General features: G+C 43.5%; 19 protein-coding genes. 8 read left to right on the plus strand and 11 right to left on the minus strand.

What is annotated here, in order from left to right; all coding sequences use genetic code 11:
• The first annotated feature begins 24 nt into the window (after window positions 1-24).
• The gene (locus tag J6836_RS01365; protein WP_219246140.1) at window positions 25-1,338 is read left to right on the plus strand and encodes an inosine/guanosine kinase; all 1,314 of its coding nucleotides are present in this window, start codon (window positions 25-27) and stop codon (window positions 1,336-1,338) included.
• A 315-nt stretch (window positions 1,339-1,653) separates the two neighbouring features.
• Here the strand turns inward: J6836_RS01365 and eutH are convergent, their stop codons facing one another.
• On the minus strand, window positions 1,654-2,904 hold the full coding sequence (gene eutH / locus J6836_RS01370; protein WP_219246141.1) for an ethanolamine utilization protein EutH: 1,251 nt from the start codon (window positions 2,902-2,904) through the stop codon (window positions 1,654-1,656).
• A 22-nt stretch (window positions 2,905-2,926) separates the two neighbouring features.
• Window positions 2,927-4,366 carry an FGGY family carbohydrate kinase gene (locus tag J6836_RS01375; protein ID WP_219246142.1) on the minus strand — a complete coding sequence of 480 codons (1,440 nt, stop codon included), beginning with the start codon at window positions 4,364-4,366 and terminating at the stop codon, window positions 2,927-2,929.
• A 241-nt stretch (window positions 4,367-4,607) separates the two neighbouring features.
• Between J6836_RS01375 and J6836_RS01380 the strand changes: the two genes are divergently transcribed.
• From J6836_RS01380 to J6836_RS01395, 4 genes are all read left to right on the plus strand, one after another.
• Window positions 4,608-6,008, plus strand: a complete 1,401-nt coding sequence (locus tag J6836_RS01380) for an NAD(P)/FAD-dependent oxidoreductase (RefSeq protein ID WP_219246143.1) — start codon at window positions 4,608-4,610, stop codon at window positions 6,006-6,008.
• The gene (locus tag J6836_RS01385; protein WP_219246144.1) at window positions 6,005-7,234 is read left to right on the plus strand and encodes an NAD(P)/FAD-dependent oxidoreductase; all 1,230 of its coding nucleotides are present in this window, start codon (window positions 6,005-6,007) and stop codon (window positions 7,232-7,234) included. The genes J6836_RS01380 and J6836_RS01385 overlap by 4 nt, the downstream gene beginning before the upstream one ends.
• Before the next feature lie 36 nt (window positions 7,235-7,270).
• Window positions 7,271-8,047: a DeoR/GlpR family DNA-binding transcription regulator gene (locus J6836_RS01390; RefSeq protein WP_219246145.1), complete on the plus strand. Its 777-nt coding sequence runs from the start codon at window positions 7,271-7,273 to the stop codon at window positions 8,045-8,047.
• A gap of 106 nt (window positions 8,048-8,153) precedes the next feature.
• Entirely contained in the window at window positions 8,154-8,504 is a 351-nt protein-coding gene (locus J6836_RS01395) for a DUF1937 family protein (RefSeq protein ID WP_219246146.1), read from the plus strand.
• Window positions 8,505-8,568: 64 nt separating this feature from the next.
• Here J6836_RS01395 and ybaL read toward each other — a convergent pair whose 3' ends face one another.
• Both ybaL and J6836_RS01405 read right to left on the minus strand, forming a co-directional pair.
• Complete coding sequence (gene ybaL / locus J6836_RS01400) at window positions 8,569-10,320, minus strand: YbaL family putative K(+) efflux transporter (RefSeq protein ID WP_219246147.1); 1,752 nt, start codon at window positions 10,318-10,320, stop codon at window positions 8,569-8,571.
• Window positions 10,321-10,606: 286 nt separating this feature from the next.
• On the minus strand, window positions 10,607-11,830 hold the full coding sequence (locus tag J6836_RS01405) for an MFS transporter (protein ID WP_255586300.1): 1,224 nt from the start codon (window positions 11,828-11,830) through the stop codon (window positions 10,607-10,609).
• Window positions 11,831-12,086: 256 nt separating this feature from the next.
• Between J6836_RS01405 and ushA the strand changes: the two genes are divergently transcribed.
• On the plus strand, window positions 12,087-13,757 hold the full coding sequence (ushA, locus tag J6836_RS01410; protein WP_219246148.1) for a bifunctional UDP-sugar hydrolase/5'-nucleotidase UshA: 1,671 nt from the start codon (window positions 12,087-12,089) through the stop codon (window positions 13,755-13,757).
• Between the two features lie 218 nt (window positions 13,758-13,975).
• Here the strand turns inward: ushA and ybaK are convergent, their stop codons facing one another.
• Together ybaK and J6836_RS01420 are read right to left on the minus strand one after the other, a co-directional pair.
• On the minus strand, window positions 13,976-14,449 hold the full coding sequence (ybaK, locus tag J6836_RS01415; RefSeq protein WP_219246149.1) for a Cys-tRNA(Pro)/Cys-tRNA(Cys) deacylase YbaK: 474 nt from the start codon (window positions 14,447-14,449) through the stop codon (window positions 13,976-13,978).
• 11 nt (window positions 14,450-14,460) lie between these two features.
• On the minus strand, window positions 14,461-15,276 hold the full coding sequence (locus J6836_RS01420) for a TraB/GumN family protein (protein WP_219249330.1): 816 nt from the start codon (window positions 15,274-15,276) through the stop codon (window positions 14,461-14,463).
• Window positions 15,277-15,484: 208 nt separating this feature from the next.
• Here J6836_RS01420 and J6836_RS23035 point away from each other — a divergent pair, with 208 nt between their 5' ends.
• On the plus strand, window positions 15,485-18,268 hold the full coding sequence (locus J6836_RS23035; RefSeq protein ID WP_219246150.1) for an RHS repeat-associated core domain-containing protein: 2,784 nt from the start codon (window positions 15,485-15,487) through the stop codon (window positions 18,266-18,268).
• Between the two features lie 32 nt (window positions 18,269-18,300).
• On the opposite strand, the gene J6836_RS01430 is transcribed toward J6836_RS23035, so the two are convergent.
• Window positions 18,301-18,882: an HdeD family acid-resistance protein gene (locus tag J6836_RS01430; RefSeq protein ID WP_219246151.1), complete on the minus strand. Its 582-nt coding sequence runs from the start codon at window positions 18,880-18,882 to the stop codon at window positions 18,301-18,303.
• A gap of 178 nt (window positions 18,883-19,060) precedes the next feature.
• The gene (gene copA / locus J6836_RS01435; RefSeq protein ID WP_219246152.1) at window positions 19,061-21,994 is read right to left on the minus strand and encodes a copper-exporting P-type ATPase CopA; all 2,934 of its coding nucleotides are present in this window, start codon (window positions 21,992-21,994) and stop codon (window positions 19,061-19,063) included.
• 120 nt (window positions 21,995-22,114) lie between these two features.
• Between copA and cueR the strand changes: the two genes are divergently transcribed.
• On the plus strand, window positions 22,115-22,525 hold the full coding sequence (gene cueR / locus J6836_RS01440; protein ID WP_219246153.1) for a Cu(I)-responsive transcriptional regulator: 411 nt from the start codon (window positions 22,115-22,117) through the stop codon (window positions 22,523-22,525).
• On the opposite strand, the gene J6836_RS01445 is transcribed toward cueR, so the two are convergent.
• The 3 genes from J6836_RS01445 to J6836_RS01455 are packed head-to-tail and all read right to left on the minus strand — an operon-like array spanning window position 22,479 to window position 24,764.
• Entirely contained in the window at window positions 22,479-22,958 is a 480-nt protein-coding gene (locus J6836_RS01445; protein ID WP_219246154.1) for an NfeD family protein, read from the minus strand. The genes cueR and J6836_RS01445 overlap by 47 nt on opposite strands.
• Window positions 22,955-23,890, minus strand: a complete 936-nt coding sequence (locus J6836_RS01450; RefSeq protein WP_206082909.1) for an SPFH domain-containing protein — start codon at window positions 23,888-23,890, stop codon at window positions 22,955-22,957. Before J6836_RS01450 ends, J6836_RS01445 begins: the two co-directional genes overlap by 4 nt.
• A gap of 13 nt (window positions 23,891-23,903) precedes the next feature.
• A complete protein-coding gene (locus tag J6836_RS01455) occupies window positions 23,904-24,764 on the minus strand; it encodes a co-chaperone YbbN (RefSeq protein WP_219246155.1) in 861 nt (286 codons plus the stop codon).
• Window positions 24,765-24,766 lie beyond the last annotated feature (2 nt).

A 24,766-nucleotide genomic window follows, 5' to 3' on the forward strand; every position in this document is an offset into this window, starting at 1 on the left:
TGTTCCATTGTTAATCTTCTTATTATGAAATTCCCCGGCCAACGCAAGTCAAAACACTATTTCCCTGTTAGTCTCAGAGATCCCCTTTTACAGCCATTAAAAGAGACATTGGCTGATGATGAGAATTGTAAATCCTATATTGTTGGGATAGACCAAACTCTCGTGGATATTGAAGCCAAAGTGGATGATGATTTCATCCAACGTTATCAGCTCAGCAAAGGCCATTCATTAGTAATTGAAGATGATACCGCGGAGGCATTGTATAAAGAGCTAACTGACAATGCGTTGATTACGCACGAATTTGCGGGTGGTACTATCGGTAACACACTGCATAATTACTCGGTGTTAGCGGATGATAGATCGGTGTTATTGGGGACGATGTGCAATAACATCCAAATTGGCAGCTATGCATATCGCTACCTGTGTCACACGTCAAGCCGTATGGATCTTAACTATCTACAGGGCGTTGATGGGCCAATTGGTCGCTGCTTCACATTGATTACCGAAAATGGTGAGCGGACATTTGCGATTAGTCCTGGTCATATGAATCGCCTGCACCCAATGAGTATTCCCGAAGAGATTATCGCCGGGGCATCTGCGCTAGTTTTAACGGCATATTTAGTGCGGTGCAAACCAGGCGAAACGATGCCTGACGCCACAATGCAGGCCATTGCCTACGCGAAAAAACACAATGTTCCTGTGGTGCTTACTCTTGGAACCAAATATGTGATTGCCCAAGATCCGCAATTTTGGCGTGATTTCCTTGCTGAGCATATTTCAGTTGTCGCGATGAATGAAGACGAAGCACAAGAGCTGACAGGGTTGAGTGACCCGTTGTTAGCCACTAATATGGCATTAGATTGGGTTGATTTGGTGCTCTGCACAGCGGGCCCATCAGGGCTGTATATGGCGGGGTATACAGAAGAGAGCTACAAACGCACAACTCAGCACCCATTATTGCCAGGGGCGATTGCTGAATTCAACTTATATGAATTTAGCCGAGCCATGCGCCAGCAAGATTGCCAAGTACCGCTGCGTATATTTTCGCATATTGAACCTTATATGGGTGGCCCTGAGAAAATTATGAACACAAATGGGGCGGGTGACGGCGCATTATCTGCGTTACTACATGATATTACTGCAAATTCCTACCATCGTTCTAATGTACCTAATTCTAGTAAACATGAGCGTCAATATTTAACCTATTCGTCATTGGCTCAGGTTTGTAAATATGCAAATCGGGTTAGTTATCAAGTATTAACTCAGCATTCCCCACGGTTAACGCGTGGGCTTCCTGAAAAAGAAGACAGCTTAGAAGAGTCTTATTGGGAACGTTAATGATTAGGTTATAGGTTGTCCAATTTAGATATGTTTAATATAAGAACACGTTAATATCATAAAGGGTATTAACGTGTTTTTTGTATACTCCATTATGGGTATTTTGATTAATAAGTTAATTAAAGAATAAAACTTAATTTGTAAGTAAATTAATGATTCATATCGATAGTGAAAATGTAGATAAATAGATATTAATTATCAAAATTGGACGCAAATAATATCACTAATGATGACGAATAATAAAAAACTGCATTCGATATTATTCAATTTGAATATTTCAAATGCAGTTATTTTATAATTTAATATTAATTATATTTAACTTTGTTTTGCAACCGCTAGCTCAGCATCACCTTTAACGGCATCAACTGCTTTTTGGTCTTCCTCTTCATAACGTAATGCCTGAGGAACTGAAATTTTAATGGCGATAAATACCGCTAAGAAGCCCCCAACCAGTTTTCCTAATAAAATAGGCAGAACGAGCGTTGGCTGGAAGTTGGCGGTAAAGGCTAAGTGATCGCCGATAGTGGCTTGGGCACAGACACCGAATGCGACACACAGTACTTTATCCCTTGCACGCATGTCTTTGAATAAATGATAAGTTGCAATAATGTTTGCCATTACCATGATAAAACCTAATGACCCGGTGTCACTCAGTTTCAAACGGTTGCTTAATGCACGTACCAATGGTTTGCAATAACGTTGGAACAGGTAGCAAATTGGGAATGTCCCTGCCAACATGATGCCAATATAACCCGCTATTTCAATGGCTCGGAATAGCTCGTTTTGGTCTGCAAAGAGCGGGTCAAAGCCCCACGCGCCGAAGACTTTGGTGAATACGCCAGTAAAGTGCTCAACAATTGAGAAAGCCAGAACCAGTTTGACAAAGGCATCCATGATCTTACCGAAGATTAAAAAACCTGTAACCATCAGCATCGGGCGGTATTTCAAACCCGCGGCCAATAAGAAACAAAATACAAACAGCGGCATCAAATATTGCAGCATCGTCATAAAATCTAAGGTGAGCTGGTGTGCTGCGGGGGAATTGGTCGAAATAATATCGCGAACTGGAATATTATTGAATGTGATTAATAACAGCGAAGCCAGTACGCCAAATGGGATAGAGATCAACCCTGCCATTGCACCCAGCGCGAGGTATTTGTGATCTTTACGATTTAGCATCGTTAACCCCACAGGGATCAGATATACAATCGTCGCCCCTGAGGTATAGCCGATCAACATCGCAGTGATCCACATATCACGGTTAGTAGTTAATGCATCTGCAAGCTGGTAGCCGCCCATATCAACGGCAATGATCGACAATGCGGCGATAGAGACATCGGAGCCCACAGACGAGAAAATAGGCCCTAAAACATAAGAAATTAATTGAGAAAGCAGCGGTACAGCAGCCATGATCCCCGCCTGAGCAAGGAATACAGGGCCAATAGAGAATATACCGTTAACAAACTCTTTGCCCAAATCACTGGCAGGTTTAACGATAGAAGCGACAGCGCCAATAATGGCACCGCACATGATTAAATAGATAATGTAATTTCCGAATTCAGCCATGGTAGGGTTTCCTTTTATTATTTTAGTGTCTTAATTGGCGAGAACGGGCAATGATGTCGCGGTACTGTTCCATCACACCTTGCATGTTGGTGCCATCGGGGCGTGTTATGGTTGCATTGCGCCTAACTGCCATATCGTGAGTCAGCCCTAACCCTTTGCGCGCCAATAAGGCAGCGCCAAGTGCAGTCACTTCACGGTTTGCTGGTGCTTCAATGTTTTTTTGTAATAAATTGGCTAAAAATTGCTTAAAGTACTGATTTGAAGAAAGCCCTCCATCGACAGAGATTGATTGTCCCAGTGGTGAAATTTTTTCCATTGCAAAAATGACTTCGGCAGAGCGGGCTGCAATGCCCTCAAGTACCGACTGCATCATGTCTTTTTTGTCGGTATCTAATGAAAGCCCTGCCCATAGGCCAGCTGCACTGCGATCCCAATATGGGCAGCCTAAGCCTGATAACGCGGGAACAAACGCTAAACCGCGTTTAATGGCAGGCTCTGCTCTGAAATCACTTAATTCATCGAATTGATCAAATAGCCCAATTTTTCTTGCCCAGTTAATCGCGGATGCCGCGTTATACACACCGCCATCCAAGCCAAAAACAGGGGCTTCATTCGGGAATTTCCAACACAAAGTGGGTAATAAGCCACTTTCGTGAGTTTGTGGGATTTCAGCACCCGTGAGTGCTTGCAAAAAGGCCCCTGTACCAAAGGTGATTTTGGCATCGCCTTTTTCACGACAACCGTGACCGAATGTACCTGCAAATTGGTCGACGATAACTGCCGTAACAGGGGTTAAGTGGCCATCGAGGTTGATAGCCCCAAAATCGCCAATGTTGTCTTTAATTGGCGGAAGGCAATGCATGGGCACACCAAAAATGTCACACAGTTCTTTGTCCCACTCTAATGTGTGGATGTTGAGTAACGAGGTGCGAGAGGCTGAGTTATAATCTGTCACAAACACGCCACAAAGTCGGTCAAGGAAAAACGCGTCCATCGTGCCAATACGCAGTTTATTTTTGTCTGCTAACGTTTTGGCTCCCACCACATTTTCCATGATCCACCCCATCTTGCTGGCGGAGAAATAAGGGTCGAGGGGTAATCCCGATTTGGATTGAACTAGAGGTTCTAACCCTGCTTCTTTGAGCTGAGAGATCATTTTTTCAGTGCGTAAATCCTGCCAAACAATTGCATTGTAAAGCGGGCGTTTGCTGTCCGCATCCCATGCCACAATGCTTTCACCTTGGTGGCATAAACCAATGGCATCAACAACCTCGCAGCTATTCAAGCACTTGATAATATTTGCGAGTATTTCCTCGGGATCGTGCTCGACCCAACCACTGTTTAAGGTGATTTGTTTATGAGGAATACTCATCGGGGAGTAATAGTGCCCGCCTTCTTCGAAGACCACGACCCGGGTTCCCGTTGTTCCCTGATCGATTGCGGCATAACGTTGATTGAGCATCACAGTATTCCCAGTGTTATAAATGTTGTAAATAGGTCTGTTTTTTTGCCTACTATCGTTTAAACGGAAAGAAAGTCCACAAAAAACTCACAATAAGTTTCACCGATGTGACAAAACTCACAATAAAGTAACAATGTGAGTAGTTTTTGGGTTGTTGTTGTACTTTGTGTTGTTTTAATTATTGTGATTGTGGGAATTATGTGGTTTTATGTGTGCAAGTTTCAAGTAAAGGATCTCAGCCATGGATATTAATAATAAAAAAATTTGGGATGTCATTGTTATAGGCGGTGGTGTCATTGGCTGTGCAGTGACACGTAAATTCACGTTGATGGGGGCAAAAACATTGCTGCTTGAGCGAGGTGGCGACATCTTATCAGGGGCAAGTAAGGCCAACAGCGCACTATTACATACTGGTTTTGACGCCACACCAGGGAGTCTTGAACTGGCATGCATGCAAGATGGGTATCGCGAATTCCTTGAAATTAGAGAAAAAATGAATTTGCCGATCCTCGAAACGGGGGCATTAGTTGTTGCATGGAATGAAGAGCAGCTGAGTAAGTTGCCAAGCATTGTTGAACAAGCCCACACAAATAACGTACTAGATGTGGCAATTATCGATAAAGATGAGTTATATCGCCGTGAACCTCACTTAGCAGATGGAGCACTCGCAGCAGTATCGGTTCCTGATGAAGCGGTGATTGACCCGTGGAGCACGCCGCTATCTTATTTAACTCAAGCTGTAAAACACGGTGCGCAATACCATTTTCACTGTGAAGTTAAAGGCGGTGAGCTGAATGAGGGGTTGTGGCATTTAACCACAACAAAAGGTGAGTTTTCTGCCCGATTAGTGATTAACTGTGCAGGGATTAATGGGGATATTGTTGAGTCAATTTGCCATCCATCACCATTCCAAATAAAACCCCGTAAAGGGCAGTTTTTGGTGTATGACAAAGCGGCGGCTGCGGATATCAATGCGATTATTTTACCTGTGCCTACCGCTATCACGAAGGGCGTTTTGTTATCAAAAACCATTTTCGGTAATTTATTGCTAGGACCAACCGCAGAAGAGCAAGATGACCGTTGGAAAGCTGAAGTCAAACAAGAGGTGATGGAAGATTTGATCGCCCAAGGTTCACGTATGTTGCCTTCTTTGCACAATTACAGTGTGACCGCGACTTATGCGGGCTTACGCCCTGCAACAGAAGAAAAATATTATCGCATTAATGATTACCCTGAAAAACAATGGATTTGTGCCGGAGGGATACGCTCAACAGGCTTAACATCGGCGCTGGGTGTGGCGAACTACTTGGGCAAACTGTACCAAGAAAACTTTACACCATTGTTTGAATTGACGCCGCCAGAAGAACTTATTTGGCCGACCATGCCTTCGATTTCAGAATACCATCAACGTGATTACCAATGTAAAAGTAACGGTGGCATTGTGTGCCATTGTGAGTTGGTCACCCAACGTGAAATCGAAGCGACATTTGACTCCGATATTCCCCCTGAGTGTTTGGGGGCCTTGCGCCGCAGAACACGAGTTATGATGGGGCGTTGTAATGGGTTTTATTGTAGTAGCCAAGTGGCAGAAATTATTAATGGCCGTTTTGACCATACACTGGCAGTGGAGGCCGTGAAATGAGTTTACATTATGATGTGATTATCATTGGCTCAGGGCCAACCGGTGTTGCCGCGGCTTACACCCTACGCCGTCATGGTATTAAAAATATCGCTATTCTTGAGCGTGAAGCTCATGCAGGCGGTGTTCCTCGCCATTGCCAGCACCCAACATTTGGCTTGTTGGTATTTAAACGGCCAATGAAAGGCAACCAATTTGCCGCAAAAATTGTGGAAAGCCTCGGCGATACCCCAATTTTTACCCGTAGCACTGTGACACAGCTTCATCCAAATGGAAAACTGACCGTTTCTACCGCAGATGGGTTAGTTGAGATGCATGCTAAGCGCATCCTCATAGCGACAGGTGTTCGTGAAACACCACGCCACCCACGTTTGGTATCGGGTCTTCGTCCTCAAGGTATTTTAACCGCAGGGGCATTGCAGCAGTTTGTTTACCTTAATGGTAAAAAACCGTGCCGCAACCCTGTCATTGTGGGCAGTGAGTTAGTCAGTTTTTCCGCCCTGTGGACGTTAAAAAACGCAGGCGTAAAAGCGAAAGCAATGGTGGAAAGTGGGGAGCGCATTCTGGCATTCAAACCAGCGACCTTATTCGCTAAAGCGATGGGGACGCCCGTTTATTTAAACAGTAAAATTACCGAAATTGGTGGTCTTGACCGTGTTGAGTATGTGATGGTGGAAACCAACGGTAAAAACCACAAAATTGAGTGTGATTCGGTCATTTTTACGGGGCAATTTGTGGGGGAAAATACATTAATTCGCAAAAGCCACCTTGAATTTGACGCGAGCACAGGGAAGCCTGTGACAGACCAATTTAGTCGTTGCTCAGATGGGGCGTATTACGCAGCAGGTAATATGTTGCACCCTGCGGATATGGGCGATCAGTGCTACCAAAAAGGCCTATTAACAGGTGAATATATTGCGAATGATTTATTAGCGAATCATCATCAATCCCAAATTCAGCCTGTGCAGCGCATCCCAGTGAACAGAGACCCAAACGTCAGCTTTAGCGTTCCAGCGTGTATTGATATGGATTCAGTTGCTCAAGGCCGTATGGATTTTAATATTAAAGTCGAGCAAGCAGTACAAGGAACAATCAAAGTGATGGCGGGAAATACGGTGTTGTATGAGAAAAAACATCGCTGTTTACCAACAAGACGCATTTTATTGAAAAATATCGATTTAACAAAAATACAACCGGACGCTACTGAAATTCGTATCACTGTTGTATAGTGCTGGAAATGTTAAATGGTCAAGAAGGATTAAACTATGTGTGAAGGGCGCTCTTCAAAAGTACGGCATCAAACCATCATTGAGTTATTGTCGACTCAAGGTCAGGTGTACGTGCAGGAGCTCGCAAAGCATTTTAATGTCGCGCAGGAAACAATCCGTCGAGATCTCAGTAAATTAGAATCACAAAAGTTATTAAAGAAAGTCCACGGTGGAGCCGTGAATATTCAGTCAAAATTTGAACGGAATTTTACTGAACGCGCTCAAGCCGCTGTGGACGAGAAAAAAGCAATTGCCACCAAAGCGGCTGAATTAATTAAACCTGGCGATACCTTATTTATTGATTTTGGTACGACCACGTTTGAATTTAGCCAACGTATTAAGCTAATTGATAATTTAACCGTTATCACCAATTCACCGCTCTTAGCAACGACGCTACAAGAAAACCCATCCATTGAAACTATTTTAATTGGTGGGCAGTTTAATGCGGCACAAAATGCCTGTTTAGGGGCTATTGCGCTAAAAAATATTGCTGAGTTTTTTGCCGATTATGCGGTGATTGGTGCAGGGGCTATTCATGCACTACATGGCGTGATGGATCAGCATGTGGATGAAGCGGCCATCGCACAAAAAATGATGGAAAACAGTGACAAACTGATTGTGCTGGCGGATGGTACGAAGGCCAATAAGCACGCAATTAATTTTGTCACGAATTGGGACAATATCGATTATCTGGTGACAACCAGTAAAGAATTTAAATTACCCGAAAATAACAAGCGGCCAAAAACCAAAATTATTGTCGCTGATATTGAATAAGCTTTTAGTGTAGTACCAATTTAAACCTATCCCTTGGAAAATAATTACTTATTTTTCATGGGATAACTGTACCCAAAATTTGAATATACCAACATCAGGAATTATTATGAGCCTTTATTTTATTGCTTGCCCTTATTCAGACCCAGACAGCAACGTGGTTGAAATGCGCTTCCAAGAAAGTACAAAAGTCGCTGCAGAACTTGCACTTAAAGGAATAGCCACTTATAGCCAAATCACTATGACACACCCCATTAATCAATATTTGGCCGCTGAAGGGAAAAAAGTCGCATGGTCATCTATCGACATGGAATTCTTAAAGCGCTGCGATGGGTTGATAGTGTTGACGTTACCGGGCTGGGAGAAAAGTGGTGGAGTGGCAGCAGAGATCCAATTCTTCAAAGAGCGTGGTTTACCTGTGTGGACTTATGATGAGTTTACTAATCATAATTCACTTTGATGAGGTAAGATCAAAGATAAAAAAGGAAGCCAATGGCTTCCTTTTTGTATTTTGGGATACTAGGTTAGTGAGCGGGTTTTAGATAATCATCTAAACTTTTGCCTTCACCTTTTTTATCGTTGTCACCATCAAGCATATCATCGATAGAACAACCGAACTCCTCCACATCATTACACATGAGTGTTGCCATGGATTTGGCAATTTCATGTTCACCAATGATGATGTGATCGGCGCCGCGCTCTTTAATAAAGCTGACTTCGTCATCATAGTGGGCACGAACAATAACGGTCACGTCCGGGTTCATCTCTTTCGCGGTCGCGACTATTTCGCCTGCTTCATAACCATTTGGAATCGTTAATAATAACGTTTTGGCGCACTCAATGCGGGCAAGGCTGATGGTTTCTTTATTCGCACCATTACCGAGGATAGCACTGAAGCCATTTTCCGCGAGTTCTTCAAAGCGAGCACGCGTGTCCTCCACAACGACGACAGGGATTTCACGTCTACGCAGTTTGTCCGCTAACATGCCACCCACACGGCCGTAACCGACGATAATGGCGTGGCCGCAGATATCCACAGGCACTTGCGTTTCTTCTTCCAGCGTTTCTTCCAGAAGCTGCTCTTCAATCGTTTCAGTTCTTTCAAGGTATTTATCTAACAGACTAAATAATACTGGGTTAAGCATAATCGAAACGATGGCACCGGCTAACACCAAGTTCTGTGCATCTTTATCCATTACACCGAGGGTTAGACCCATACCGGCTAAGATAAATGCGAACTCACCGATTTGTGCAAGGCTGACGGAAATAGTGAGTGCAGTTCGCCGTGAGTGCCCGAACATCCTGACAAGCACTAAGGCGGCGGCAGACTTACCAATAATAATAATAGCCAGAACAGCCAAGATACCGAGAGGTTGCTGGATTAGAACCATCGGGTCGAAAAGCATACCGACGGAAACAAAGAACAGAACCGCAAACGCATCGCGTAGTGGTAAGGTGTCTTGTGCTGCACGGTGGCTTAGCTCAGACTCATTCAATACCATACCCGCGAAGAACGCGCCCAGTGCAAATGAAGCATCAAAGATAGCCACTGCTGCATACGCGATACCTAACGCAAGGGCAAGGACAGCCAAGGTGAATAGTTCACGAGAACCCGTTGAGGCGGTACGTGACAAAATCCATGGAATGACCTTACGACCGACCACAATCATAATGAATATGAATAGAACAACTTTACCAATTGTCCATACAAGGCCAAGTGCGAGTTCACTGAAGCTTGCATCATCCGTATTCATAATCGCGGCAGCAGCAGGAAGCAGTACCAAGGTAAGAACCATGGCTAAGTCTTCCACAATCAGCCAGCCGATGGCAATTTGGCCGCGTTGGCTTTCAATCAGTTGTCGTTCTTCTAATGCACGTAATAAAACAACGGTACTGGCAGTTGAAAGACACAAGCCAAAGACAATACCAGTAAAAATGCCCCAGCCGAATAACATCGACAGGCCAAGGCCTAATAGGGTGGCTACTGCAATTTGCGCAATTGCGCCGGGGATAGCGATGGCTTTAACAGCCAATAAATCTTTGAGTGAAAAGTGTAAACCCACGCCGAACATCAGCAAGATAACACCGATTTCAGCTAATTCAGGTGCAAGTGCTGCATCTGCCACAAACCCGGGGGTAAATGGACCTGCAAGGACACCTGCTGCAAGGTAGCCCACAAGTGGGGAGATTTTTAATCGCTGCGCGATCATACCTAACAAATATGCAAGGGCGAGACCACCAACAATGGTTGTGATTAAGGGCGTTGAATGCTCCATTTAGTCTCCTCTGGTTAGTATGAAAATATAAGGTGGGTACATGCCGTTGACTTTTAAAATGAGGCCTTCATTTTAAAATGCCAATTTGCATGTTTTTCTATTTTAACTTTTTTTGAGAAATATTTCCTTAAAAAAATGAAATGTTTTTAAAAAAAAGACAGGCTAAAGGTGCTAAATCGTTACAAGCTTTAGGATTAGGGGATTTTTAGCTGAAATTTCTCTAAAATATGGCGGGAAAGACCCACACTTATTTTTAAGTAAGTATGGGTAAAATAAGAAAATAAATCTATTTATGGCCGATATTTGGTAACAATACTGTAAAAATTCCAAGTAATGGCAAGAAAGCACAATAATGATAAACTTGCTCAATACTCGTTTGGTCAGCAATATGGCCTAAAACCGCCGCGCCAACACCACCCATTCCGAATGCTAGACCGAAGAACAACCCTGATACCATGCCTGTTTTGCCGGGGATCAGCTCCTGTGCATACACTAGAATAGCGGAGAACGCTGAAGCTAATATCATCCCAATGATCACCGTAAGCACGCCTGTCCAGTACAGTGAGGCATACGGTAAAATAAGGGTAAAAGGTGCGACACCGAGGATTGAGAACCAAATAACGTACTTACGGCCTATTTTGTCCCCAATAGGGCCGCCAATCATTGTCCCTGCGGCAACTGCGAATAAGAAAACAAATAGATGGATCTGGGCATTTTGCACAGAAACACCAAACTTCTCTATAAGATAAAAGGTGTAATAGCTGCTAATACTCGCCAAATAGAAATATTTAGAAAAAATCAGAACCAGTAACACGGCTAATGAGCCAATAACTGCCTTGCGAGGCAGGATTTTAATATCGCCAGTAGAAATCGGTTTTTTACTGGCAGCGCGATGTTGCTGCTTATACCAATTACTGACTTGCAGTAAAATCACGATCGCTAATAAAGCGGCAAGGGAGAACCAACCTAAATTTCCTTTCCCATAAGGTTCAATAATTAACGCTGCAAGCAATGGCCCTAATGATGCCCCTAAATTACCGCCAACTTGGAAAAATGATTGAGCAAGACCATGGCGACCACCTGAAGCCATACGTGCCACACGGGATGATTCTGGGTGGAAGACCGAAGAACCTGTCCCAACTAAAGCGGCTGCAAATAAAATCATTGGGAAGGTTTCTGCCATCGCCAATAAAATTAACCCTGTCAAGGTAAAGCTCATACCAATTGGTAAGGAATATGGCTGCGGGTGTTTATCCGTATAATAGCCAATAACAGGCTGAAGTAGTGACGCGGTAATCTGATACGTTAAGGTGATCATCCCGATTTGCGCGAAACTCAGGGAGAAATCAGATTGCAATAAAGGATAAATCGCCAAGATTAGCGATTGAATCATATCGTTTAATAAATGGGAGACACTGATCGCCGTCAGAATACTGAAAACGGTTTTTCCTGTTTTATTCACGGGTTTTGATGGACTTGCATTATTTGGGGTTGTGGTTTGCTCACTCATAATTATCAGCTTTCTGTGTTACATAATTGTTATCAATATAACTGAAATACAATTTATTGAAATGAATAAATAAGTCACGTGAAAAAATAACAGCAGTGAATTATTTGACGGCGATCTCATTTTTATGAAACGAATTTCTTATTCTGCAAGAGGTATCAAATCTTGCTCATATTTTTATGCTATAAATCTGCGGGCAGTGACAAACTATAATCTAATATTAGTGAATAAAAATTCCTATACCAGCAGGGAGAAGTGTATGAAGTTTGCATTTAAAGCATCCGCGTGTGCATTAACTGTATCGTTAGCGTTAATATCCGCAACGATGGCAAACGCGTGGGAAAAAGACAAAACCTACAATATCACTATTTTGCACACAAATGACCATCATGGCCATTTTTGGCATAACGACCACGGTGAATACGGTTTAGCAGCACAAAAAACCGTTGTTGATGAAATTCGCAACGAAGTGGCGAAGCAAGGTGGCAGTGTATTGCTACTCTCTGGTGGTGATATCAATACAGGTGTGCCTGAATCTGATTTACAAGACGCAGAGCCTGATTTTAAAGGGATGAATTTAGTGGGCTACGATGCAATGGCATTGGGCAACCATGAGTTCGATAACCCGCTTGAAACGCTGCGTCAGCAAGAAAAATGGGCTACTTTCCCATTCTTATCTGCCAATATTTACCAAACCAGCACGGGCAAACGCTTATTTAAACCTTACCAAGTATTTGATAAGCAAGGTGTAAAAATTGCAGTGATGGGGCTGACCACGGACGATACCGTGCGTATTGGTAACCCAGCGAATTTCCCTGATGTGGAATTCCGTGTTCCTGCAGACGAAGCGAAAAAAGTGGTTGAAGAACTGCGCCAGACTGAAAAGCCTGACATTATTATCGCAGCAACCCATATGGGGCACTATGATAACGGCAACCACGGTTCTAACGCACCGGGTGACGTCGAAATGGCACGCAGTTTACCAGCTGGTTATTTAGATATGATAGTGGGTGGCCACTCACAAGACCCTGTTTGTATGTCCCAAGAAAATAAAGACTACAAACAAGCAGACTATGTACCAGGTACACCGTGTGCGCCAGATAATCAAAATGGTACATGGATTGTTCAGGCCCATGAGTGGGGTAAATATGTTGGACGTGCTGATTTCGAATTCAAAAACGGCAAATTTACCTTAAAACATTACCAGTTAATCCCAATTAACTTGAAGAAAAAAGTCACTAAAGAAGATGGCAGCAGTGAGCGCGTTTATTACACGCAGGAAATTGCTCACAACCCAGATATGATGAAATTGCTGACACCATACCAAGAGAAAGGTGATAAACAATTAAGCGTCAAAGTAGGCTCTGTTGAAGGCAAACTGGAAGGCGACCGCAGCAAAGTACGTTTCGTACAAACAAATATGGGTCATCTTCTGTTAGCTGCTCAAAAAGAGCGTGCGGGTGCTGATTTTGCCATTATGAGCGGTGGTGGTGTCCGTGATTCTATCGAAAGCGGTGATATTACCTATAAAGATGTACTCAAGGTTCAACCATTTGCGAACGAATTAGTTTACGTTGATTTTAAGGGGGATGAAGTCATTCCTTACCTGACCGCGGTTGCGAATATGAAACCTGATGCGGGGGCGTATGGCCAATTCTACAATGTGAATTTAACGTTGAATAAAGATGGCACGATTAGCGATGTAAAAATCGATGGTAAACCTGTTGATACATCAAAAACTTACCGTATGGCGACATTGAACTTTAATGCAATTGGTGGTGATGGTTATCCGAAAATTGATAATCATCCTAACTATGTAAATACAGGTTTTGTTGATGCGGAAGTACTCAAAGGCTACATCGAGAAACATTCTCCGTTGAAAGCCGCAGACTACGAACCAAAAGGTGAAATTATTTATAACAATAAATAATTGATTCCGTATATGGAAAGCCTAATGAAGATGAGTCTTTCAGACTGCTGACAAACCGATTAGGTTTGGCTGCAGGTTGGATAGGTTTTTAAAATAGATTAGGAAAATCAATTCCTTGATTTTCGGCTGATAACACAAAGCAGGAAAAACCACGCTTTTATCCTGCTTTGTCAACAACCTCAAAGCCTCATGAAAATGAGGCTTTTTTATCAGTGTTTTTACTTGCGGATTTCAGCAAAAGTGGCATTCAGCACACTCGCTAAATCAGCAGGCGCCAATTCAATATCCAATCCGCGTTTTCCCCCTGAAATAAACATCGTTGCATATTGCTGTGCTTGGTCATCAATTACCGTCGGTAAACGTTTTTTCTGCCCTAGCGGGCTGATGCCGCCCAACAAGTAGCCCGTTGTTTTTTGCGCGATTTGCGGGTCCGCCATTTCCACCTTTTTCACTTTAAACACTTTTGCGACCAGTTTTAAATCGAGCTGACCAGAAACAGGGGTGACGGCAACCGCGAGCGTTTTTTGATCGCCATTTAATGCCACTAATAACGTTTTGAACACTTGTTTAGCATCTAAGCCTAATTTACGCACTGCCTCATCACCAAAATTGTTTTCATTTGGGTCATGGTCATAAGGGTGCAGTGTGAAGCTAATTTTTTGTTTTTCCAGTAGTTTAACAGCAGGAGTCATTTTTTTACCTTTTATTTATCTTTGACACAATGGCGCAAATACTCAACAAGACTACCTTCACCAAAAAGGTGCAATGCACCGACAGCAACCACATAATTACCGTCTGGGAGCGCTTTTAGTTGTTCACTCCAATCGGCATTTCGTTTATCCATTAATACTTGATAAACATCTTTACTGAAGGTGTTAGGCAAGGTCATGCTGCTATTGGGCTGATAATCGAGCCACCAACCAATCATGGTTTGCAGTGAACGTGCGTTTGCTCGCCAATGGACTAGCGAGTCTTGTAAAAGTGCTAACCCATGATTAGGCAAGGAAAGCAGTAATTCAACTTGGGATGCAGTGCCTTCGAGTTCGATGATGGGTTTAAGTTGGGTTTGTGCGTTGCGAATAAGTTGATAATCGATGCCATAGTGTCCGCGTAAGCCAAGTCCTTGTGCTTGAGTGGCTTGCAGGATCAGGGCAACCTGCCATGAAGGTAGCACATCAAACTTTTCAGGTGATTGGTGAATTTCTTGGCAACATTGCAAAAATAGCGCGTATTGCTCTTCATCTAATCGCTGCTGAACAGGAAGCTGTTCTTCAATATCATGAGGAAAGGGGGACTGCGTTTGGGTGATATCCGCTTCAACAATTAATGCATCCGCCTTATTTAGTTTATCGAGTAATATGGCAGACAACGGAAACATATTTTCCGTTCCCATATGAATACTGCCCACAATATGCAATTTAAGGCCTTTTGATAAGCGGATATCAATTGCAGGATAAGGGTATACAGGCGCTGTTTCCATATGGAGCCAATTTTTTAAGTTTTCGAACAGTTTTCCCATCATTCTTTACCCAGCATTTTTCTTGGTTGAATAGGTTAAACAATCTTTCGCCAATTTGCGAACATTGCTCGTCAATTACGCATTTTTCGTCGTTATTGATAAAAATTGGAAATGACAATTTAGGAATGTTTCAACTATGGTTTGACGATGTGAAGCAATATGTTAACAAGGTGGCGTTATCATTTTGTTAGCCTTAATTGGAGATAACATGATAGCTCCCCTAACTTCAAACATTCATGCAGGCACACCAACAATCACAGTTTTGGATAACCGTGGTTTAAATATTCGCATGATTCAATATCATCGGCAGTCAAATATTCAACAGAATGCGCAAGAGCGAATTGAGTTTCAACACTTTAATATCTATGGTTTTTTAGATAAAAATGCAGATGCTCGTTTGTCTGAAAGTGGGCAATGTAATTTTTATTACGCAACAGATTTAATGGGGTTTCCTGTTTCTAGCCAAGGAGTTGACTGTGGTGATGTTTACCAACTCTATGATATTGAAGAGCGTTTAGTGATCTGTATTGATGCAAATAAAACATATAAATTATGTATTTATGAGAGGTGTGATACGTTAGGCCGACTCAAATCAATCAACGAAAAAGTTGAGTCTGGGCACTGGAGGGTGAGTGAGTACCTAGAATATGCAGGTGATTCGCTTATAGAACAGTTGGTAAATTTAGCGGGGCAATGTATCCGTCATTTTGATACGGTTGGGTTATTGCAAACTCAAGAGGTATCATTGCGAGGGGAGCCTATCTTATTGACACGGCAGTTTATTCAACAGTTTGATAACGCAGAATATAATGTTGATTGGCAAGGCGATAGCTATTTAACGGCATTATCACCCGAAGAATTTCCTCATCAAACATCCTTCGACGCCACTGGTGCTTGCCTTTCTACTCTCGATGCAAAAGGCCACAAACAGCACCGAAAATATGATATTGCGGGGCAATTAATCAAATCGAAATTAACGATTAAAGGAAGCAATACGCAACCAATAGCTCAACTCATTGAATATTCAGCTATTGGGCAAAAAGTGCGAGAGCTCCACGGCAATGGTGTCGTGACTGAGTATGAACATGAAGCACAAACACAACGTTTATCCCATATACGAACCTATAGACCTGCTAACCATTTATTGGGTTATAAATTATTTCAAGACTTATATTACGACTACGATCCCGTTGGCAATGTAGTTGCAATTCATAATGGTGCCGTAAAAAGTATTTTTTGGCGTAATCAAAAGATAGAGCCTAAGCATCAATATCAATATGACACACTGTATCAACTGACCCATGCCACTGGGCGAGAAATCGCTAACAGAGGCCAACAAAGCCATTGTTTAACTCACACTTCATCTATTGATAACTCAACATATACACGTTATTTCCGTGCATATTCTTATGATAAAGGTGGAAATTTAATTCAAATTCACCACCGTACCCCTGCGATGCAGCAAGCTTATACAATCAAAATGACCGTGAGCAATCGAAGTAACCGTGTAGTGCTCGCAGATTTAGCCGAGTTTCCCCATCAAGTGGAGCCATTATTTACGCCAAGTGGCCAACAAAAACAGCTTATGCAAGGTCAAGCACTTAGATGGACACCTAGGCAGGAATTACGAAGTGCAACAAGGGGGAGCGTGAGTGAATTTTATCGCTACGATGCAAATAGCCAAAGAGTAATAAAAGTAACCCAAGAAAATCAAAAGCAAAGCCAAGTCATTTATTTACCAAACCTAGAAATTAGGCAAATTGAAAATAAAGAAAAATGCCAAGTGATTTGCGTCGGTGAAGCCAATGAATTACAAGCTCAAGTATTGCATTGGGAACTCGGTCTACCAGATAAAATGGTAAATAATACAGTTCGTTATAGGATTAGTGGCCTTGCTAGCAACAGCAGTTTAGAGTTGGATGTAGATGGAAACCTAATTAGCCAAGAAGAGTTTTATCCATTTGGTGGAACGGCCGTTTGGGCAGCGCGCAGCGCAGTAGAAACTCACTACAAAACGCGGCGTTATTCAGGACAAGAGCGCGATATGACAGGGCTTTATTATTATGGTCGTCGTTATTATCAACCTTGGGTGGGGCGCTGGCTAAGCGCAGATCCTGCAGGAACCATTGACGGTTTAAATCTGTATCGAATGGTACGCAACAACCCACTGGTTTATCGGGACGAACAAGGACTGGCGCCTAAACTTTTTAATACTCGTGAAGATATGTATGATGATTTCCGGCAAACAATATCAAAACTCCTTGCTGCGTCCTCTAAAATTGAACAAATTGCTCGCGACCCATCATTAATTCGTAATCGAGTTATTAGCATGGCACAGGTACATTATAGAAATAAAACATCTAAATTTACATACGCTATTAATTTATATGAAAGTTTGGAGATGGATCCGCAAAGTGCAGAGTTTAAAACATGGGCTACAAATACATTAAGCTATCAAGAGACTTCTTCCTCGCGTCGGTCCGGCTGGGAAGCCGTTAATCATGCTGAGAAGGTATTAATAAGAACATTAACGGCTCATGATAGTTTTAACCTAAGCAATTTAAATCTATCCCAAAAGGCAAAATTGTGTCCAAGTTGCGAACATGCCATGTATGATTTTCGACAATCAATGCCTAAAAACCGATTCACCACAATTGCTCTCAGAGATGGTGATCTACCTCCAGCCGTAACACAATATGGGCAAAAAAGAGTCCACTATAAAAATCTCTCTAGCTCTGCTAGGCGGGAACATGGAAAAGAACTGTATGATTATAAAGGCATAGAGTTTCAAGTTGGAATGGGTGGGTTCTGGGGTAGTACGGATAAAGTGCTCTATGGAATTTATGTGAGTGAGTTTGAACGCGTGTTTGGAAACCTACCTAGAGGAAGGGGAATCAAAAGGCCATTTTCCCCTGAACCTCCAAGAAGATCAGGAAATAGTGGGCGCGATTTTGATAGAAACCAACCCAGCACCAGTCGTCGTTATCGATGAAACAATTGCCCCCAAATAGGGGGCTAATTGAATTAGCTGTTTTTAGTGATGTTTTTAAACACACTGAGCAATGTAAATAAGCTGAATGAGCTAAACACCATTTCGATACCAATGAGTGTGGTTAATAACGTAATGGACGTTAATGGCCCATTGCCGACAAGCAGGAAGGCAATAAAGAAATCTAATAAACCGATAAGAATTTGCAGCCAACCACTTGGGGATTTAATTTGTTGAAAACCGACATATAAGCGAATGACACCGCCGACAATAAATAATGCTGCGACTAAAATGGCAAGGGCGATTAGGCTTTGCAGTGGGTCTTTAATAAAGGAATAGCCGACAATAATATAGATTAAGCCAATCACAAAGCCGAATAAGCGCGACCACCCAGTATAAATCACGGTGCTCAGTATGCTAACAATGGCACCAACACCACCAATAATCAGCAACACACCTAACACCGTACTGACCGCAATGCCTGAAATCATCGGGTTAACGATACAAAAAATACCACCAGCCAACAGTAAAAAAGACAAAATTAACAAAAATGTTCGCTGTTTTTTAAATTCTTCACCAGCGAGTTTGGCAAGTTTTTCACGATCAATATTAAGCATTTTGCGCTCCAAATATTAAGTAGCTAATTATTTAATAGTATAGACCTAGCTGATGATAAATAGCATCAAAGATCGTGCGATTTAAACAATAAAATCTTGGAAGGCAAATACTTAGCGTATTTTGATGATTGAAATAAGACGGGGAAGGGTGAGATAGGCTCCCACCCTTTTTTAAAGGTTATTTTTCAGGCTTAAAACGTAATAGACGGTTTGCGTTACTGACTACAGTGATAGAGGAGAGCGCCATTGCTGCTCCTGCAACCACAGGGTTAAGCAAAGTGCCTGTTAGTGGGTATAAAATACCCGCTGCAATTGGGATCCCCAGTGTGTTGTACACAAAGGCCCCGAACAGATTTTGCTTCATATTACGTAATGTCCCTTTTGAGATAGAAACCGCATCGGCAACACCGTGTAAGCTTTGACGCATCAAGGTGATAGACGCTGTTTCAATGGCGATATCACTACCGCCTCCCATCGCAATACCTACATCAGCACGGGCAAGTGCAGGGGCGTCATTGATCCCATCACCGACCATTGCCACTTTGTGGCCTTTTGCTTGTAAGGCTTCAATTGCCGCAGATTTGCCATCTGGCATTACGCCTGCAATCACTTCATCAATGCCCGCTTCTTTGGCAATCGCATTGGCGGTAACAGGGTTATCCCCCGTTAACATCACTAAGCGGAAGCCTTGTTTATGTAAGCGAGCAAGGGCGCTGATGCTGTCTTCACGCAGCGGGTCACGGATGGATAATAACGCCGCCACTTTACCCTCAACCGCCAACAGCACAGGGGTCACCCCTTGAGTGGCTTGTTGATGCAGAATATCGTCGACATCTGCGGTATCCACATTGCTTTGCGCTAACAGCTTTTGGTTGCCTAACAAAATGGTTTTGCCATCAATAATGGCACTTACCCCTAGGCCTGCCAATGTCCGAAATTGCTCATTAGCGGGTAAGGTTAACCCTTTCGCTTTTGCTAAGACTGCACGTGCTAATGGGTGATTTGAACCATTTTCCAAAGATGCTGCGAGCTGCAATGCATTGTCTTGGTCAAACCCATTGAACACGTGGATGTCAGTCACCTGAGGCATACCTTCAGTCAATGTACCTGTTTTATCAAAGACGATAGTGTCCAATTCACTGGCTTGTTGAAGAGCATCCGCATCACGTACTAACACCCCAAACTCTGCCGCACGACCTACGCCTGAAATTATCGACATCGGTGTTGCCAATCCTAAAGCACATGGACAGGCGATAATTAAGACCGTCGTGGTGATAACCAACGCATAGGTAATTTGTGGTGCAGGCCCAACAAAGTACCAGATAGCGCCTGAAATCAAGGCAATAGCAACAACGACAGGAACAAATACCGCTGAAATTTTATCCGCCATTTGGCCAATTTGCGGCTTACTGCTTTGCGCTTGGCGAACTAGGTGGATAATCCGTGCTAATGTGGTTTGGCTACCAACTGCTGCCGCACGAAATAGTACCGTACCATCCTGTACAACAGTACCAGCATGCACAGGGTCACCTTTACTTTTTTGCTGCGGGATAGGCTCGCCCGTCAGCATCGCTTCGTCTAACCAAACTTCCCCTTCAATGATTTCCCCATCGACAGGGACGCGGTCACCCGTTGCTAAGCGAAGGATCATGCCTTTTTTCACTTGTTCCAACGGCATATCAACTTCGCCTTGTTCCGTGACGACACGTGCAGTTGGTGGGGTTAAATCGAGCAATCTTTCAAGGGCTTTGGATGAACGTTGTCGCGCTCGCTGCTCTAGCGCATGACCAAGGTTAATCAAACCGATAATCATCGCACTGGCTTCGTAATAAAGGTGACGAGCTTGGTCAGGGAACCATTCAGGCCAAATATTGACGACGATAGAGTAGAGCCATGCAGCCCCCGTACCGAGTGCGACCAAGGTGTCCATGGTGGCACTGCCGTTTTTCAAACTTTGCCATGCGCTGCGATAAAAATGCCCACCTGCGAATACCATCACGAGGAAGGTTAATACCCCAATGGTGAGCCACGTGGTGTGGTTTTGCTCCGTCAGCACCATGTTATCGCCCATCATCCCCCATACCATCACGGGGATACCAAGGGCTAAGGCTAAGGCGGATTGCCAACGAAAACGGCGCATATTGGCTTGAGCCACTTCTTGTTGGCGTTCGCGGCGTTTGGCTTCATCTTGAATAATTTCAGCGCCATAACCTGCTTTTACCACGGCATTGATCAGGTCATCTGGCTTAGCCGTTCCTGTGACCAATGCGCTGCGCTCGGCTAAATTCACTCGCGCGTTTTCCACGCCGGGGACACTGCTGAGTGCTTTTTGCACTTTATTTACACAGCTCGCACAGGTCATGCCATCAAGCAATAGCTGTACGCTGTCATCGGTTGGGTCGATTTCAGGTTGCTCACCTAAATCAGACTCTTGTGCCGGAATGTCACAAATTGCCGCTGAATCAGCATCCGGCTGTTCAGTTTGGGTAGTCAGCGGCTCAGTTTTTGGGTGAGATTCACCTTCTGTGGCTTGGTAACCTGCGGCTTCAACCGCAGCAATCAACGCCGAAACTGGCGCAGAACCTTGCACGACTGCAGAGGTTGTATCCACTTTTGCACTTGTGACGCCATCAACGGCTTCAAGTGCTTGCTGGGTTTTTGCCGCACATTTCATACAACTTAAACCTGAAAGGGATAAGGTCACTACATCGGATTGTGGCAGCTGGGCTTTAAAGCCTGCTTGCTCAACTGCCGCAATTAAGGTTTGTGCATCAGCTGAGCCATACACTTTTGCCTGAGTTGTGCTCACAACCGCAGCGGCAACCCCTTCAACCTCTTCAAGGGCTTTTTGGGTTTTGCCCGCACATTTCATGCAATTCAAACCCGAAAGCTGCAACTCGATATCTGGTACTGATGCGACTTCGGCTTCATAACCTGCTTCAGTAATTGTGTTGATGATATCAGCAACATTGGCATCACTTTCTAATGTCGCATAATCGATAGTGACGTTTAAATTCGTCACATCCCCACGTGCTTCTAATGCTTTCGTGACAGAGCCGACACAGTGCATGCAGCTTAGTCCCTGTAATTTTAGGATAATTTTGTTACTCATTTTGCAGCCTCCGAACCCGTTCGATGAATTTGGGTCTGTAACTTTATCTACAATTAGGTCTATAATTCGACAATGAGCAAAGGTTACACCTTCCAGCAAGGTTAAGGTCAAGGGGTTATTATGAATATTAGTCAAATTGCTAAAAAAACAGGCCTAACTGCAAAAGCCATCCGTTTTTATGAAGACAAAGGGCTGATCACACCACCGGAAAGAGGCGAGAATAGTTACCGCTATTATCAAGAACGGCACTTAAATGAGCTGGTATTGCTTAAACAAGCCAAAGATGTCGGTTTTACCTTGGATGAATGTGGTGAGTTATTGGGGTTGTTTCGTAATCCAACCAGACATAGCGCCGATGTAAAAAGCACAACCATTGCTAAGATAAATGAAATAGAGCAGACAATTTTAAAACTGTCTGCTATTCGCGATACATTACAAGAGTTGGTGGATGTGTGCCCAGGGGACGATGGTGCGGACTGCCCAATTATTGACCATCTAGCGCGTGGCTGTTGCCACCACCAGAAGGCTTAACTTGCAGTGTAATACCATCAACGGCGATGACTACCACTTCTGTATTGGCGAGCAGCGGGACATCGCTGTAAACTCGCCAGCTTCCATCTGCAAGGCGTACACGGCTAAAACCTTCTTCGGTATCCGTTAATAAACGTGCTTTAAAGCCCACAAGCTGGTGGCTGATTTGGTTAACATCATCGGCTTTACTTTTTTTACGGCCGCTTAACCATTTGCGCCATAACACGGCAGAAACAAGGGTAAAGACGGCAAATAAAATCCCTTGCCACTCCCAACTTAGGAAGGGCAAAGCCCAAGTCAATAAACCGACGACAACAGCGGCAATCCCTGTCCAAAGCAAATAGCCGCCTGTGCCAAGTAACTCAGCAATCAGTAACAACCCACCAAGGCACAGCCAAAACCATGCCGGTTGAGCACTGATAAGCTCTATCATTCTTTTGCCTTTTGTGTGGTTTTCTTGCTTTCGCTAATGAGTTCAGTAATACCGCCGATAGCACCCATTAAATTGCTCGCTTCTAATGGCATCATAATCACTTTGCTGTTTTGCGCTGAGCCGATACTGGTTAAAGCGTCCGTGTATTTTTGGGCCACGAAGTAGTTAATGGCTTGCATATCACCAGCGGCGATAGCCTCAGACACCATTTGCGTGGCTCTTGCTTCCGCTTCTGCGGCTCTTTCGCGCGCTTCAGCTTGTAAGAAAGCGGACTGCCTTTCCCCTTCGGCTTTTAAAATTTGTGATTGTTTTTCACCTTCAGCTTTCAAGATTGCCGCTTGGCGAATACCTTCCGCTTCTAAAATATCGGCACGTTTTGTTCGTTCCGCTTTCATCTGCGCATTCATCGCGCTGATAAGTTCTTTTGGCGGCTTCACATCACGAATTTCAATACGGGTGATTTTTACGCCCCACGGGTTAGTGGCTTCATCCACGACGTGTAATAAGCGGGAGTTGATTGAATCACGCTGAGACAGCATTTCATCAAGCTCCATTGACCCTAACACGGTACGAATATTGGTCATCGTTAGGTTAAGCACAGAGAGCTCTAAATTGCTGACTTCGTAAGCGGCGCGAACCGGGTCGACCACTTGAATAAAGCACACGGCATCAATAGTGACGTTGGCATTATCCCGCGAGATAACCTCTTGGGATGGGATATCGAGGACTTGTTCCATCATATTGATGCGACGGCCGATTTTGTCCATAAATGGCACAATAATATGCAGCCCAGGTTGCAATGTGCGGGTGTAACGCCCAAAACGTTCAACTGTCCACTGGAAACCCTGCGGTACTGTTTTAACGCAGGTGAAAACAATAACGATGGCCACAAAAATAATAATCGGGATGGCACCAAAGGCGAACAAGTCCATATCTAACCCTTAATTAATAAAGTAATGAATACATTTGGCGGCGATATTTACTCGCAATCGCATCGCCCGTTCCCATGGCAGACATAATATCCATCATGGTTTTTTTCACTGCACCGTCACCTGCGCCTAAGTCTTTACGTAAGAAGCTAAATAACATCTCAAGAGCTTCTTCGTTACGGTTCACTTCATGTAATTTTAGCGCTAATTGAACGGCTAATGTGGTATTTTGCGGATCTTGATTAAATTCATCCTGCAATTGCTGAATTTCAGGGGTATCTGCCGCTTGTTTTAACAACTCAATTTGCGCAACCAGCCCTTGATAACGGCTGTCTTTATCCTGTAATGGCACTACGTCTAATGTGGTTTGTGCATCATCGACGAGTTTTAGGTTAATTTGCGTTTCCGCCAATAACAGCGTGATATCACTATTTTTCGGGTTTAGTTGATGAGCTTCTTTCAGCAGAGGCAACGCTTCTTGTGTTTTACCTTCAGCTATTAATTCCGCTGCTTGCGCTGCTTTCAGCTCTTCTGGGCTTGGCAGAACACGGGATAAAATTTCTAACACCACCTCTTCTGGCTGTGGCCCTTCAAAACCATCAACAGGGCGACCATTTTGCAGTACATATACGGTTGGGATTGCTTTTAAACCAAACTGGCTAGCAATCATTTGCTCTTCGTCACAATTAACTTTAGCTAAGATATATAAACCTGCGTAGTCGTTGGCAATTTTTTCCAACATTGGGCCAAATTCTTGGCAATGAGGACTACGCGGTGACCAAAAGTAGAACATGACGGGTAAGTTCATTGATTGTTCAATGACTTGATGAAGATTGGTTTCGTTAATATCAATAATTTGGGCGTTATTTGCAAACATAG

Origin of the sequence: Providencia sp. R33 (assembly GCF_019343475.1) — a bacterium.
In the GTDB taxonomy this organism is placed as follows: Bacteria; Pseudomonadota; Gammaproteobacteria; order Enterobacterales; family Enterobacteriaceae; genus Providencia.

Bases quoted from the DNA above. Each gene is read 5' to 3' on its own strand.
- J6836_RS01375 (WP_219246142.1), bottom strand. From the start codon at position 4,366: ATGCTCAATCAACGTTATGCCGCAATCGATCAGGGAACAACGGGAACC.
- J6836_RS01455 (WP_219246155.1), bottom strand. From the start codon at position 24,764: ATGTTTGCAAATAACGCCCAAATTATTGATATTAACGAAACCAATCTT.
- J6836_RS01365 (WP_219246140.1), top strand. From the start codon at position 25: ATGAAATTCCCCGGCCAACGCAAGTCAAAACACTATTTCCCTGTTAGT.
- J6836_RS01390 (WP_219246145.1), top strand. From the start codon at position 7,271: ATGTGTGAAGGGCGCTCTTCAAAAGTACGGCATCAAACCATCATTGAG.
- J6836_RS01385 (WP_219246144.1), top strand. From the start codon at position 6,005: ATGAGTTTACATTATGATGTGATTATCATTGGCTCAGGGCCAACCGGT.
- J6836_RS01445 (WP_219246154.1), bottom strand. From the start codon at position 22,958: ATGATAGAGCTTATCAGTGCTCAACCGGCATGGTTTTGGCTGTGCCTT.
- J6836_RS01380 (WP_219246143.1), top strand. From the start codon at position 4,608: ATGGATATTAATAATAAAAAAATTTGGGATGTCATTGTTATAGGCGGT.
- J6836_RS01430 (WP_219246151.1), bottom strand. From the start codon at position 18,882: ATGCTTAATATTGATCGTGAAAAACTTGCCAAACTCGCTGGTGAAGAA.
- ushA (WP_219246148.1), top strand. From the start codon at position 12,087: ATGAAGTTTGCATTTAAAGCATCCGCGTGTGCATTAACTGTATCGTTA.
- J6836_RS01450 (WP_206082909.1), bottom strand. From the start codon at position 23,890: ATGGACTTGTTCGCCTTTGGTGCCATCCCGATTATTATTTTTGTGGCC.
- ybaL (WP_219246147.1), bottom strand. From the start codon at position 10,320: ATGGAGCATTCAACGCCCTTAATCACAACCATTGTTGGTGGTCTCGCC.
- J6836_RS23035 (WP_219246150.1), top strand. From the start codon at position 15,485: ATGATAGCTCCCCTAACTTCAAACATTCATGCAGGCACACCAACAATC.
- copA (WP_219246152.1), bottom strand. From the start codon at position 21,994: ATGAGTAACAAAATTATCCTAAAATTACAGGGACTAAGCTGCATGCAC.
- ybaK (WP_219246149.1), bottom strand. From the start codon at position 14,449: ATGACTCCTGCTGTTAAACTACTGGAAAAACAAAAAATTAGCTTCACA.
- cueR (WP_219246153.1), top strand. From the start codon at position 22,115: ATGAATATTAGTCAAATTGCTAAAAAAACAGGCCTAACTGCAAAAGCC.
- J6836_RS01420 (WP_219249330.1), bottom strand. From the start codon at position 15,276: ATGGGAAAACTGTTCGAAAACTTAAAAAATTGGCTCCATATGGAAACA.
- J6836_RS01405 (WP_255586300.1), bottom strand. From the start codon at position 11,830: ATGAGTGAGCAAACCACAACCCCAAATAATGCAAGTCCATCAAAACCC.
- J6836_RS01395 (WP_219246146.1), top strand. From the start codon at position 8,154: ATGAGCCTTTATTTTATTGCTTGCCCTTATTCAGACCCAGACAGCAAC.
- eutH (WP_219246141.1), bottom strand. From the start codon at position 2,904: ATGGCTGAATTCGGAAATTACATTATCTATTTAATCATGTGCGGTGCC.